The following is a 12,168-nucleotide window of genomic DNA, read 5'->3' on the forward strand; positions in this document are numbered from 1 at the left end:
AAACGAACTCTATCATTTTTATCAAGACAGTGGCTGGTCTATTCTCGAATATAAGGAGAAACTGGTCATCTGTTTGCTCAGAAGCATTTAAAAACTTAACAGTTTTCTATGTCATCAATAGAAAGCAACCCTTTCAAATCCATTTGATTATCGAGAATATCCGCAAGCGTATATTCTTTTAAAACAGCTAAAAAGTTTTCTTTGGCATCAAATAAAATACGCTTTAGCTTGCAAGCAGGCGCGATACAGCAATTTGTCTTTTCCTTGTTAAAACAAGGCACCAAATCAAAGTTCGGCTCCAGCTTGATTACCAGCTCGCCCAAGTTAATTTCAGAAGGGTTTTGCGCCATCGTAATACCACCGCTTTTGCCTCGAGTGGTTTTAATCACCCCCATCTTAGATAGATTGTGAATGATTTTAAGCAAATGATTGGATGAAATTGCATAGGCATTGGCAATATCGTTAATGGTGCACAATTCTTTTCTAAGAGCAATGTATATCAATGCCCTCAATGAATAATCAGTAAACTGGGTTAACTGCATACTAATCTCTCTAAATCATTTCTTGACGGATATTATTTCTTTTTATAAGATGTATTTCAAATACATCTTTAAGGAGTATACCATGTCTGAATCCTTATTTGATCGCTTAGGTGGTCAAAATGCCGTCAATACTGCGGTTGATATCTTTTATCGCAAAATGTTAACCGATGATAGAGTCAGTCATTTTTTTGATGATGTGGATATGGAACAACAAATCCTCAAACAAAAGGGCTTCTTAACCATGGTTTTTGGTGGCCCTAATCATTATAGCGGAAAAGACATGCGCGAAGGTCATCGCCATTTAATCAAGCGCAGTTTGAATGATGCCCATGTGGATATTGTCATTGAGCACCTGGGAGCAACGTTGCAAGAGTTAGGCGCAAATGAAAAAGATATTCAGGAAGTAGCAGCTATTGCTAACAGCGTGCGTGATGATGTGTTAGACAGGTGAAATTATGGCCGAACTGCATTACAACCAACTAATCTTACAATCAATAGAAGATGAGTCAGTACTTGATTGCCTGTTACGACATGATATTGATTATCCTAACTCGTGTCGTTCCGGAGTTTGTCAGGCTTGTTTGATAAAAACCACCGATACCGTAATTGAGCCAAAATGGCAGGATGGCTTGCCTGAGACCTTAAAATCTCAAGGATATTTTCTTGCTTGTCAGGCCAAACCCGCTAATACACTGCATCTCAAAAATCCAGATGCCGCTGAGTGTGAGCAACAGGCCATGATTACAGAGCTAACGCCCCTCACTCATAATGTTATTCGAGTAAAACTTTTAGCAGAGCATTTGGAAAACTGGATACCAGGACAATATCTGAATCTATTAAATCCTGAAGGGATATCACGAAGTTATTCCATCGCCAACATGCCAGAAAAAGAAGGCTGCATTGAACTGCATATCAAGCTTAAAGAAGATGGGGCAATGAGCCAATGGTTTCGGAAAAAGGCAACTGTTGACACAATGGTTCATATTAGAGGGCCTTTTGGTAAATGTTACTATATGAATCCGAATCAATCTTCATTTGATATACTTTTAGCCGGAACCGGTACTGGATTAGCACCTTTATTGGCTATCGCCAAAACAGCATTAAGCAAACAACACCAAGGCAAAATCACCTTAATTCATGGGGGCTGTCAGGACGATGACATCTATTACGCTGAAGAACTGGAAACCCTGGCGTCATTTTATCAGAATTTTCAATACCTACCCTGCGTATTAAAGAGTAATGGATGTTACCAGGAATCAGATATTGCACAACAATTATTGATACAGTTAAATAATACCGATAGTGTTCAAGTTTATGTGTGTGGGCCGAAAGAAACGACCAATAAACTAAAAACAAAAGCCTTCCTGGCTGGAGTTCCCTCATCTAAAATATACAGCGATGCGTTTTTGTAAAAATAAAGAATGTAAAGTATTTCAAAAATGTTAAGAACGTGACAATCACCACCTTATGATTCATAGTTTAAAATAACTAAAATGCCAGACAAAAGAAATTACATTTGATTTTTTTCAATTCCAATATTTGAACAAGGACGTGCACAATGGATGAAACGACGCGTAATGACTGGGACCCGAGAGATGAATCGGTCTTGCAAAATCAACGATCAGCCTATGATAAAATGCGGGAGAAATGTCCAGTAGCACATAGCGATTTTATGGGCTGGTCACTATTTCACCATCAAGATATTACAACTGTTTTATCCGATCCAGAAATCTTTAGTAATCAATCTCAATTTTTAGCGATTCCTAACGGAATGGATCCTCCTATTCACGAAAAATACCGCAAAGCCTTAGCTCCCAACTTTAGCAAAAAACAAATGGCAAGCCTTGAGCCCCAAACCCGCAAAATTGCCAGAGATATTATTGATTCTATACCTTTTGATGAAAAAACAGAACTCATGCGCTCTTTTGTTACCCCGTTTGCATTCCAAGTCTTGTGTGCTTTTCTGGGTTGGCCCGAGCAGCAATGGGAATTTTTAAGCGGCTGGGCGGATGAGAATCAACAAGCTGCTTTTAATAGAGATCAAACTGCTGGCAAAGCACTGGCCACACTCTTTTCAGAACGCGTCAAGGCTAATTTAGATAAACACCGAGCTTCATTAGAGTTTGAAAATAACGCAACCGATGCGCTACTTAAGACCGAGGTGGATGGTGCGAAATTAGATGATGAACAAATCGTAAGTATCTTACGCAACTGGACAGCCGGGCACGGTACCGTTGCTGCTGGATTAAGTATTCTACTATTCCATATTGCTAAAGATTTCAGTCTGCAAGATAGACTTAAAAACGATCATAAGCTTATTCCTCAGGCAATCGAAGAAATTTTGCGCGCAGATGGCCCGCTTGTCGCCAATCGTCGTGTTACAACACGTGAAGTTAAAATCGCTGAAAGAACCATTCCACAAGGTGAGAACCTGTCGTTGATGTGGATAGCAGCTAATCGCGACCCACGTGTCTTCGATGAACCAAACACCATTAAGCTTGAGCGGGACACGAAACATAGTTTGGTTTGGGGACAAGGGATTCATCTTTGCTTAGGAGCACCTCTTGCCAGATTAGAGATGCGCGTGGTACTCGAGGAATTACTATCCCAGAAAAAATATCTTGCACTGGCTGGCGAAAATCAACAACGCGCAAACTACCCCGGTAACGGTTTTTCTGCACTTTTTCTGAGTGATGAGCGTTGTGTTACTTAGTTAATATAGAAAACACAGGATACTTATTTATGGAACTGTTTGAAGCAATAAAACGAAGACGGGCGGTACGTCAATTTTCTGATAAACCTCTGAATGAGGAAACCATTGAAAAAATACTGCAAGCTGGTCAATACGCACCCAGCCCTTTAAATTCACAACCCTGGCATTTTACGCTGATTCGCAACAAAGACACCCTGAAAACATTATCTAAGAAAGCACAGCATGCTTCATTTCTCTCTCAAGCCCAACTGTTGATTATCGTGACTGTTGATACAGGCGTTGATATTGATAAGTGGTTAAAGAAGCATAATCAGCAGTTATACAGCGGTGCAGCTGCCATGCAGAATATGTGGCTGGCGGCGGTCGCCCTTGATATTGGTTGCTGCTGGGTTACCTTGGATGAGGCTTCTTCCAAAGATCAAATAGAAATCCCTAAAGAACATACCATTATTGGTGCATTGGCTTTAGGACACCATACAGAACCACTCAAAGCACATGCCGAAGAAGATAGAAAAGCCTTGCCCTTATTAACTTCGTTTGAAAAATTTAATCTTCAGGAAAACTGCGAAACAGAAAGCTGTTATACCTGCCTTAAACTGGTTCCAAAATCAGCCGCTAATTCGTTTGAAGGGGAAGATTAGGTCCGGTATTTTTGCGGCAATGAGTGCTATGCGGAATGGAAAAAACAAACCCAAAAATGGCTTGATGAAGATAAAAATTGCTGATTATGGCTTTGATGCTGCTATGTAATAATTGAAGATAAACTATATTTTGATTATGGTGCGTTTGCTTATAATCGGTTATCAATTGAAGTTGCTATTTGTGGCTTCCTATTTCTATCTACAATTTAATTCTTCTACAGCAATAATAGCCTGCTCAAAACTAGGTTTTTCTGATTGATAAACCATTTGCTCAAGGAAAAATTGCCAATGCTCTTCCCACTTTTTATCAGCACGAAGATGATACAGTGCTGATGTCACTTTTGTGCGCATGCCATCAAAATCCCCCGTACCAAACATTTCCTGCTCTTTTTCAAGCACACGTTCAAGGACAAGATAATAATCATCCGAAAGACAATTTTGCTGATGTAATTGATAAAGATCATACAAATGACGGATCAAGTGTTTATCTGAATCTCGCGGAGTTCGATTAGCATCTACGATTCGGCGTGACAATGCCACCCATTTTTCTGCAGCCGTTTCGTTCAATGCCACACAAGGAACTGGAAAATAGCGGTGATCACATTCTGCATCCCCAAGCGTCACTTTAATCATTGATGAAATGTTTTTAATTTCTGGTTTTAATTCAAGCTCGCCAAGAAAACAGTCAATGGCAATATGCGGCTTCAAATAGACAATACCTTGAGCACCATAAAATGAAGCGCGAATGCTCATATATCGGCCTTCATAAAACACTTTCACATCCTGAGCTTGGACGTCAAAGCCAGCATTAACTAATAACTCAACTAAAGAATGCCGAAACAGTCTAAGCTCGCGCCTTTTTGCACTTTGACCCAAGTTCAGACAGGATGGTTTTGAAATTACGCGGAAATCTACATCCTCCGATAGTCTGCTAATCACCCCATAACCTTTAGAAAGGCTTGTTCCTCCCTGAAATACCAGCTCAAAATAATCATTGGATATATCAGACAGCAAACCAATTGCTTTGGTCACAAAATAATCTTTACGAATAAAATCGGGAGACAGACCTAATATTATGGCAGTTTGACGAATTTGATGTTCATTTAATTCACCTGGCATTGATACCACCCTCAAAGACCAGCTTTCGGCCTTCAGCATGAATTGAACCGCGGTATCGGCTTTTTAATCGAACACTAAAGACAGCAGGAACTTGAGTAGTCTTGCCTTCATTATAATCACGGATGGCACTGCCTAACTCCCATTTAACACCTAATTTATCCAGTGCTTCCGTAGCAACCGCCTCAAAAGAATCAGTAAGCATTGCTTGTGATTCTCTTCCAGGAAGTGAAATAGGTTCGGCCTTGGCAAATAAACCATGTGCCACTTTAATGATGATACCCTCATCTATAAAAGCACGCAGCGCACGGTTTAATCTTAATTGCTCGCGATTGGAATGATCTTGGGTCAAGTCATCCCTTGAAAATACATGACTCGTGATGTGATTAATTTTTTTTCTTAACTTATCACGATAACCCGTGTTGTAATGTTTTTTTCTGTTCATAGTATATTCACTATAGCGGCACAAATAGTCATTTTTATTATAGCATAAAAAAACGCTACAAATAGTCATTTTCATAAAAATAGAGTGACTTCCTCTGCTAAGAATGGATAGAATGTCAAAATTACTCGTGCGTGAGATTTGCGTGTTTGAGTAAGACACTGTTGTACATTGTACGACATTTGTAGTGGTATCCCGTGACAAATTATTACTTTAAAATCAACGGGTTACTTTATAGGATGAGGGCTCATAATCCGTTGGTCCTAGGTTCGAGTCCTAGTGGGCCCACCAATTTAAGCCTTTAAAATCAGTAGGTTGCAAATTTCATCTCTAAATCCCTGAAATCCATTGTGGGGATTTTGTGGGGATTAACTCACGAAAAACTCCCACACATTTTCCTCTTAACAACGCAACCACTTGTTTTATATGGTTTTTAAATCTAGAACCAATGGACTATTGGTCCTCTGCTTGTCTTTGACAAGTTTTTGATTCTTGTTGCCAAAAATAGTTTTAACAAACTTCTTTTTTATCAAGCATACTTATTTAAATTGATTCAAGGGTAACGAAGATTGGTCTACGATGCTTCTCAAGACAAAGCTTGAGTGGATATTTCTTACGCCTTCAATCTGCGTCAGTTTGTTAAGTAAAAATTCTTGATAGTCATTTAAGCTTGAAACAACTACCTTAAGCATATAGTCTTGTGCTTGACCAGCAATTAAATGGCATTGAACAACTTCCGGGAAGGTTTTAATAATTCCTTCAAAACTGGTCATAATCTTATGATCATGGCTGCTTAGTCCAACGGAAACCATGATGGTTAACTCAAGCCCAAGTTTTTTGGGATTGAGCAAAGCAACATACCTGTCAATATAACCATTGTCTTCTAATTGTTTCACTCGTCTTAAACACGGCGAAGGAGAGAGCGAAACCATATCTGCTAGCTCTTGGTTACTAATTTTACTATTTTGTTGTAGCAATTCTAATATATGTTTATCGATTCGATCCATCATGCTCACCAAAATATACCAATATAAAAACCTTCATTAAAATAATATACCACATATAATATATTTTAGAGATACTTTATGCCAATTCAAGTCCATTTCATGAAATATTAGCAATCATATTCCAATCACTTTTTGATATTATATTAACCATAGAAGATTTAACATGACTTTTATGGAAATAATATGAACACATCAGGCTTTATTTGGAAAAATGGTACTTTTATTCCGTGGCAAAACGCTCAAACGCATGTTCTAACCCATGGGCTCCATTATGGTTCCGCGGTATTTGAAGGCATACGTTGCTACCAAACATCAACCGGATCAGCTGTTTTTAAATTGCGAGAACATATCGAACGTTTTTTTTATTCTGCAAAACAACTTGGTATGAAAATTCCATATAGTATCGAAGAAATATGCCAAGCTGTCATCACTACACTACAAAAAAACCATTGTGATGAGGCCTATATTCGTCCGTTAGCATATTATGGTTATGGAAGTATGAAAGTCACCCCTACGTCTGATTTACCCGTGGATATCATCATTGCCTGCTGGCCTTGGGGGGATTATTTGCCTGTACAGGCCGTTGATATTGCCACCAGTCCTTTTATTCGGATACACCCTAAATCAACCATCGCTGATGCCAAAATTAGTGGTCATTACATTAACAGCATTTTAGCCGGCTTAGCCATAAAAAATACTCAATATCATGAAGCTCTGCTTTTAGATGTGGAGGGGTATGTGGCAGAAGGAAGTGCTGAAAATATATTTATTGTAAAAGACAGAAAAATAATCACAACCCCAACAGGGACTATTTTAAAAGGGATTACACGAGACACGATTATAGACATTGCCAATCAGAATGGCTTTTCTATCAAGGAACGACGTTTCAAAATTGATGAAATTTACACAGCAGATGAAGCATTTTTTTGTGGAACCGCAGTTGAAGTTACGGCAATCCGATCTTTAGATGACCGGTACATTGCGGACGGGAAAATTGGACCCATTACAGAGAAAATTAAACGAATTTACAATCAAATAGTTCATGGCGAAAGAAAGGAATTTGATGCTGCCTTAACTTTTATCAGTCCTCAAAAAGAGGTGGTAGCATGAAAAAGAAAGAACGAATATACATTTTTGATACAACATTGAGAGATGGGCAACAATCTCCCGGTGCGGGTATGTCCTTTGAAGATAACATCAAATACACAGAATATGCGGATGCACTTGGTATTGATGTATTAGAAGCCGGTTTTCCTGCAGCCAGTCAATATGACTTTGAGATCGTACAAAGTATTGCAAAACATATGGCACAAAGAAAATCAAACATGACCATTGCTGCATTATGCCAACTTCGGGAAGAGCAAATCATTCGTACGATGAAGGCACTAGAGCCAAGTTTAGTCCTAAATAAAGCGAGACTGCACACCTATGTGCCTGTCGACCCCAACTTAATGCGGGCATCTTTGGGCAAATCAAATTCAAATTGTTTGCAGATAATAGAAAATATTTATCGTTATATAAGCTTGGCAACATCGAACGGATTTGAAGTGGAGTTTAGCGCCGAGGGCTATTCTCGAATGCAAGGCAATTTCGACTTTACCACCGATGCGATAAGAGCAGCGGTAAGTGCTGGTGCTACGGTTATTAACTGCCCAGATACAATTGGCGGTGCTTCACGTTGGCAGAAAGATTATTTTGTTTGGAACATGAATAAACATGCTGACATTATAAAAAAAGAATTCCCACAACAAGAAGTGACTTGGTCAGCTCATTGTCATAATGATTTTGGTTTGTCCTTAGATAATAGCATCAATGCGATTGTACATGGGCCGGCCAGGCAAATTGAAGGATGTATGAACGGTGTTGGTGAGCGAGCGGGTAATGCTGCATTGGAGCAATGCATCATGCTCATTGACCAATTTGGTCGTGACATGCATTCAGATCATGAATTTTACACGGACATTAACTTGCAAAAATTAAGTGAAATTTCAGATTTTATTGCACAAAAAATGTTAAGCAGGCAGCCTCACTGGCCAATTACCGGCCAAAATGCGGCCCGACATAGTTCCGGTGGGCATACAAATGCTATTTTAAAAAACCCACTCGCCTATCAACCATTTGATCCTAAGCAAATAGGCCAGGAAGTAAGCTTCATCTTTGGACCTTTAAGTGGCGGTAATCATGCAAAACACATTATTGAGAAAAACGGCTATCGCTGCGAAACCAATGAGAAAGTGTCTATTGCGCAAGGTATAAAGGATAAGTATCCAAACAGGCGAAAAGGCATTACCGATGAAGAGGTAATTAAAGGATATAAATTCATCAAATCCCCTATCAAGCTTGAAGGAATTGAGTATTCAAAAAATGAGTCAGGCCATATGACGTTGAAAATACATGGAACGTTTTTTTCTAAAAACGGTATTGTCATTAAAAATATCAGTGAGAACTCTGCCTTAGCAGCATTGGATAAGGCGGTAAAGGCCTATTTTCCACTGATAGAAATAACAGATTATCGGTCAAACTCCTGCGCAGGGAACGATGTCAATGCAAAATGTATGTCCACGGTCATCGTGTCGATTGCAGGCCAGGATAATTTCATTGGTAAAGCCATTGATTCCGATATTCATATATCAGCGCTTAAAGCCTATATAGATGCAGTTAATCAAGCCTATGTTGAAGCAAATTATCAAGTTTTTGAGGAAGTAAGATATGGCTAAGAATATTATTGAAAAAATATGGGACAATCATGTGATTATGCAAAAAAAATCTCACCCTTGCGTCTTTGCAATTGATAAAATGCTAATTCATGAAGTGACTTCAGCACAGGCATTTGATGAGTTACGAAAGCGCGGCCTTAATGTCCGTTATCCTGAACGCATCATTGCAACGATTGATCATAGTATTCCGACATCCAACAATCGACAAATTATCAATGACCTAAATGCCAGGATTCAAGTTGAGACTTTAAGAAAGAATGTCAAAGAATTTGGTATCAAGCTCTTTGATTTTGATAGCAATCATCAAGGCATTGTCCATGTGATTGGCCCTGAATTGGGTTTTACCTTGCCGGGAGAAACCATTGTTTGTGGTGATTCACATACATCAACCCATGGGGCATTTGGCGCATTAGCATTTGGTATTGGTACCTCTGAAGTAGCCCATGTATTAGCAACCGGTGCCATTTTGCAAAACAAACCAAAAACAATGTTGATCACGTTCCAAGGACAGCCGGATAAATCCGTTACAGCTAAAGATATTATATTGAAATTAATAGCCACTATTGGTGTTGCTGGGGCTAAAGGACATATCATCGAGTATAAAGGGGAAGTGATTAATTCTATGTCAATGGAAGCCAGGATGACATTGTGTAATATGTCCATCGAATGTGGTGCTCGAGCGGGGTTAATTGCCCCTGATGAAGTCACATTCCAATATTTAAAAGGTCGTCGTTATAGTCCTAAAGGTCAAAACTGGCAGTCAGGCCTAAAATTTTGGAAAGAACTAAAAAGTGATCCAGGTTGCCAATACGACAAACAAATTAACATTGATATCAATAAATTAAGACCGATGGTTACCTGGGGAATTAATCCGGAACAAGCCGTTAGCATTGATGAGTGTATCCCCAAATTATCTGGTACCGAGCAAGCTTATGCCTATACCAAATTAAATCCTGGCAACTATCTTCGCAATATATCAATCGATTGGGCTTTTATTGGCAGTTGCACCAATGGGCGGATTGAAGATTTACGATTGGCTGCAAAGATTCTTAAAGGGAAGAAAATATCAAAACATGTGAGCATGTATGTCGTGCCTGGCTCTGAGCAGGTCTATCACCAAGCTATCAAAGAAAATCTAGACAAAATTTTTACAGATGCTGGCGCTGAATTTCGTATGCCTGGATGCTCATTATGTCTGGCAATGAACGAAGATAAAATTCCTCCGGGCGCACGTTGTATCAGTTCTTCAAATCGCAATTTTATTGGAAGACAAGGAACTGGCAGCATTACCCATCTGGCATCACCTGCCACTGTCGCAGCCAGCGCCATCAAAGGCTCTTTTTGTTCAGCTGAGGAGATATAAAAATGCAGCCATTTACAAACATCGTTAGTCAAGCCATCCCGCTTGATATGGATAATGTTGACACTGATATGATTATACCAGCACAGTTTTTAACAAAAATTGATAAAAATGGCTATGGTAATCATTTGTTCCAAAGACTTTGTGAACAGGATCCTGATTTCATTTGGAATAATCCTAGCTATAAAAATGCTGAAATTCTAGTAACAAAAACAAATTTTGGCTGTGGCTCCTCAAGAGAACATGCTGTATGGGCATTAATGCAAGCAGGCATTCGCGTTGTGATAGCAAAATCTTATTCAGATATCTTTTATAACAATGCTGCAAAAAACGGACTGCTACTAATTAGCCTAGAGTCTTCAATGATTGAGTCTATGATAAAAAACGTGAAAAAAAATGCGCCTATCCTAACGGTTGATTTAGACCATCAAGCTATCACGATATTGAATGAAGATAGCTATCATTTTGAATTTGACTCTTTTCATAAAGAATGTTTTTTAAAAGGTCACGATGAACTTGATTATTTGTTGGAGGTAACCAGATGACAAAAAGAATTGCAGTCTTGCCGGGTGATGGCATTGGTCCCGAGGTCATGCAACAAGCTTTAAGGGTTTTAAATTGTGTAGCTGACAAATTTGAACACCAGTTTGACTATTTTGAAGGCAAAATAGGCGGACAGGCCTTTGACCTTTACCAATCTCACTTACCGGAGGAAACACTGGATATTTGCCAGTCAGCTGATGCCATATTGTTTGGCTCAGTGGGAGGCCCAATTAACCAACAGCATCTAGACAAATGGCAACATTGTGAAGTGAATAGCATATTGAAATTAAGAAAACACTTTAATTTGTCTATTAATATTCGTCCAATCTCAGTATTTCCTGAATTAGCGGAATGTAGTCCACTGCAAAAAAATAAAATAAAGAATGGAATCAATTTTATCATTTTTCGAGAGTTAACGGGAGGCATCTATTTTGGTGAGCACCAACAACAGAAGAAAAATAATATTCGAACAGCTTCAGATAGTTGCATTTATGATGAAACGCAAGTGAAGACAATCGCCCATTCGGCTTTTCAGGCAGCTATGAATCGAAATAAAAAAATTTGTTCAGTAGACAAAGCTAACGTATTAGCAACCTCTAAGTTATGGCGTGAAGTAGTGAATGAAGTGGCCTGTTACTATCCAGAGGTGGAATTAACTCACATGCTTGTTGATAATTGTGCAATGCAAATGATACTTAACCCCCGGCAATTCGATGTGATTGTCACAGAAAATATGTTTGGGGATATTATTTCAGATTTAGCAGCCGCATTACCAGGATCCATAGGCCTAATCCCTTCTGCCAGCATGAATGCAGATGGATTGGGGCTTTATGAGCCATCCGGTGGGTCAGCGCCAGAAATTGCCGGTAAAGGCATTGCCAATCCATGTGCTCAGATACTGTCTGCTGCAATGATGTTACGGCATTCATTCGAAATGCATAAAGAGGCAAATCTTATTGAAGAAGCCATCAATGCAACCTTTGCCAGGGGGATGATTACTGTAGACTTGACTAGCGATGAAACCAAAGCAAAACGTACCAGTCAATTTACTGATTTTATTATCGACTATATTGAGAAAGCTGATTAG

The 12,168-nt window shown here is 39.1% G+C and carries 13 protein-coding genes; 9 read left to right on the forward strand and 4 right to left on the reverse strand.

The features are described 5' to 3' along the window. Window positions 1-95: 95 nt before the first annotated feature. A complete protein-coding gene (locus E4T55_RS11555) occupies window positions 96-542 on the reverse strand; it encodes an Rrf2 family transcriptional regulator (RefSeq protein WP_115325356.1) in 447 nt (148 codons plus the stop codon). An 82-nt stretch (window positions 543-624) separates the two neighbouring features. On the opposite strand from E4T55_RS11555, the gene E4T55_RS11560 reads away from it, so the two are divergent. The 4 genes from E4T55_RS11560 (at window position 625) to E4T55_RS11575 (ending at window position 3,896) form a co-directional block, all read left to right on the forward strand. Further along, entirely contained in the window at window positions 625-993 is a 369-nt protein-coding gene (locus tag E4T55_RS11560) for a group I truncated hemoglobin (protein WP_058502316.1), read from the forward strand. 4 nt (window positions 994-997) lie between these two features. Next, window positions 998-1,954, forward strand: a complete 957-nt coding sequence (locus tag E4T55_RS11565) for an FAD-binding oxidoreductase (protein WP_058502317.1) — start codon at window positions 998-1,000, stop codon at window positions 1,952-1,954. Between the two features lie 146 nt (window positions 1,955-2,100). Continuing rightward, on the forward strand, window positions 2,101-3,255 hold the full coding sequence (locus E4T55_RS11570) for a cytochrome P450 (protein ID WP_058502318.1): 1,155 nt from the start codon (window positions 2,101-2,103) through the stop codon (window positions 3,253-3,255). Window positions 3,256-3,284: 29 nt separating this feature from the next. Then, window positions 3,285-3,896: a nitroreductase family protein gene (locus E4T55_RS11575; protein WP_115325357.1), complete on the forward strand. Its 612-nt coding sequence runs from the start codon at window positions 3,285-3,287 to the stop codon at window positions 3,894-3,896. 195 nt (window positions 3,897-4,091) lie between these two features. Here E4T55_RS11575 and E4T55_RS11580 read toward each other — a convergent pair whose 3' ends face one another. From E4T55_RS11580 to E4T55_RS11590, 3 genes are all read right to left on the reverse strand, one after another. Beyond that, on the reverse strand, window positions 4,092-5,015 hold the full coding sequence (locus E4T55_RS11580; RefSeq protein WP_058502443.1) for a nucleotidyl transferase AbiEii/AbiGii toxin family protein: 924 nt from the start codon (window positions 5,013-5,015) through the stop codon (window positions 4,092-4,094). Further along, a complete protein-coding gene (locus E4T55_RS11585; protein WP_058502444.1) occupies window positions 5,005-5,457 on the reverse strand; it encodes a hypothetical protein in 453 nt (150 codons plus the stop codon). Before E4T55_RS11585 ends, E4T55_RS11580 begins: the two co-directional genes overlap by 11 nt. Before the next feature lie 536 nt (window positions 5,458-5,993). Next, the gene (locus tag E4T55_RS11590; protein ID WP_058502464.1) at window positions 5,994-6,461 is read right to left on the reverse strand and encodes an Lrp/AsnC family transcriptional regulator; all 468 of its coding nucleotides are present in this window, start codon (window positions 6,459-6,461) and stop codon (window positions 5,994-5,996) included. A gap of 183 nt (window positions 6,462-6,644) precedes the next feature. On the opposite strand from E4T55_RS11590, the gene E4T55_RS11595 reads away from it, so the two are divergent. Genes E4T55_RS11595 through leuB form a run of 5 tightly spaced genes read left to right on the forward strand, consistent with a single transcriptional unit; the run spans window position 6,645 to window position 12,168 of the window. After that, window positions 6,645-7,571: a branched-chain amino acid transaminase gene (locus tag E4T55_RS11595; RefSeq protein WP_058502445.1), complete on the forward strand. Its 927-nt coding sequence runs from the start codon at window positions 6,645-6,647 to the stop codon at window positions 7,569-7,571. Then, window positions 7,568-9,178: a homocitrate synthase/isopropylmalate synthase family protein gene (locus E4T55_RS11600; protein ID WP_058502446.1), complete on the forward strand. Its 1,611-nt coding sequence runs from the start codon at window positions 7,568-7,570 to the stop codon at window positions 9,176-9,178. Before E4T55_RS11595 ends, E4T55_RS11600 begins: the two co-directional genes overlap by 4 nt. Beyond that, window positions 9,171-10,541, forward strand: a complete 1,371-nt coding sequence (gene leuC, locus E4T55_RS11605; RefSeq protein WP_058502447.1) for a 3-isopropylmalate dehydratase large subunit — start codon at window positions 9,171-9,173, stop codon at window positions 10,539-10,541. Before E4T55_RS11600 ends, leuC begins: the two co-directional genes overlap by 8 nt. A gap of 2 nt (window positions 10,542-10,543) precedes the next feature. Beyond that, window positions 10,544-11,083, forward strand: coding sequence for a 3-isopropylmalate dehydratase small subunit (gene leuD, locus E4T55_RS11610; RefSeq protein WP_058502448.1), 540 nt, complete (start codon window positions 10,544-10,546; stop codon window positions 11,081-11,083). A gap of 47 nt (window positions 11,084-11,130) precedes the next feature. Beyond that, entirely contained in the window at window positions 11,131-12,168 is a 1,038-nt protein-coding gene (leuB, locus tag E4T55_RS11615; protein ID WP_218564008.1) for a 3-isopropylmalate dehydrogenase, read from the forward strand.

The organism is Legionella israelensis (genome assembly GCF_004571175.1).
GTDB lineage: Bacteria > Pseudomonadota > Gammaproteobacteria > Legionellales > Legionellaceae > Legionella_D > Legionella_D israelensis.

Bases quoted from the DNA above. Each gene is read 5' to 3' on its own strand.
- E4T55_RS11590 (WP_058502464.1), bottom strand. From the start codon at position 6,461: ATGGATCGAATCGATAAACATATATTAGAATTGCTACAACAAAATAGT.
- E4T55_RS11585 (WP_058502444.1), bottom strand. From the start codon at position 5,457: ATGAACAGAAAAAAACATTACAACACGGGTTATCGTGATAAGTTAAGA.
- E4T55_RS11595 (WP_058502445.1), top strand. From the start codon at position 6,645: ATGAACACATCAGGCTTTATTTGGAAAAATGGTACTTTTATTCCGTGG.
- leuB (WP_218564008.1), top strand. From the start codon at position 11,131: ATGCAACAAGCTTTAAGGGTTTTAAATTGTGTAGCTGACAAATTTGAA.
- leuD (WP_058502448.1), top strand. From the start codon at position 10,544: ATGCAGCCATTTACAAACATCGTTAGTCAAGCCATCCCGCTTGATATG.
- leuC (WP_058502447.1), top strand. From the start codon at position 9,171: ATGGCTAAGAATATTATTGAAAAAATATGGGACAATCATGTGATTATG.
- E4T55_RS11560 (WP_058502316.1), top strand. From the start codon at position 625: ATGTCTGAATCCTTATTTGATCGCTTAGGTGGTCAAAATGCCGTCAAT.
- E4T55_RS11600 (WP_058502446.1), top strand. From the start codon at position 7,568: ATGAAAAAGAAAGAACGAATATACATTTTTGATACAACATTGAGAGAT.
- E4T55_RS11555 (WP_115325356.1), bottom strand. From the start codon at position 542: ATGCAGTTAACCCAGTTTACTGATTATTCATTGAGGGCATTGATATAC.
- E4T55_RS11575 (WP_115325357.1), top strand. From the start codon at position 3,285: ATGGAACTGTTTGAAGCAATAAAACGAAGACGGGCGGTACGTCAATTT.
- E4T55_RS11565 (WP_058502317.1), top strand. From the start codon at position 998: ATGGCCGAACTGCATTACAACCAACTAATCTTACAATCAATAGAAGAT.
- E4T55_RS11570 (WP_058502318.1), top strand. From the start codon at position 2,101: ATGGATGAAACGACGCGTAATGACTGGGACCCGAGAGATGAATCGGTC.
- E4T55_RS11580 (WP_058502443.1), bottom strand. From the start codon at position 5,015: ATGCCAGGTGAATTAAATGAACATCAAATTCGTCAAACTGCCATAATA.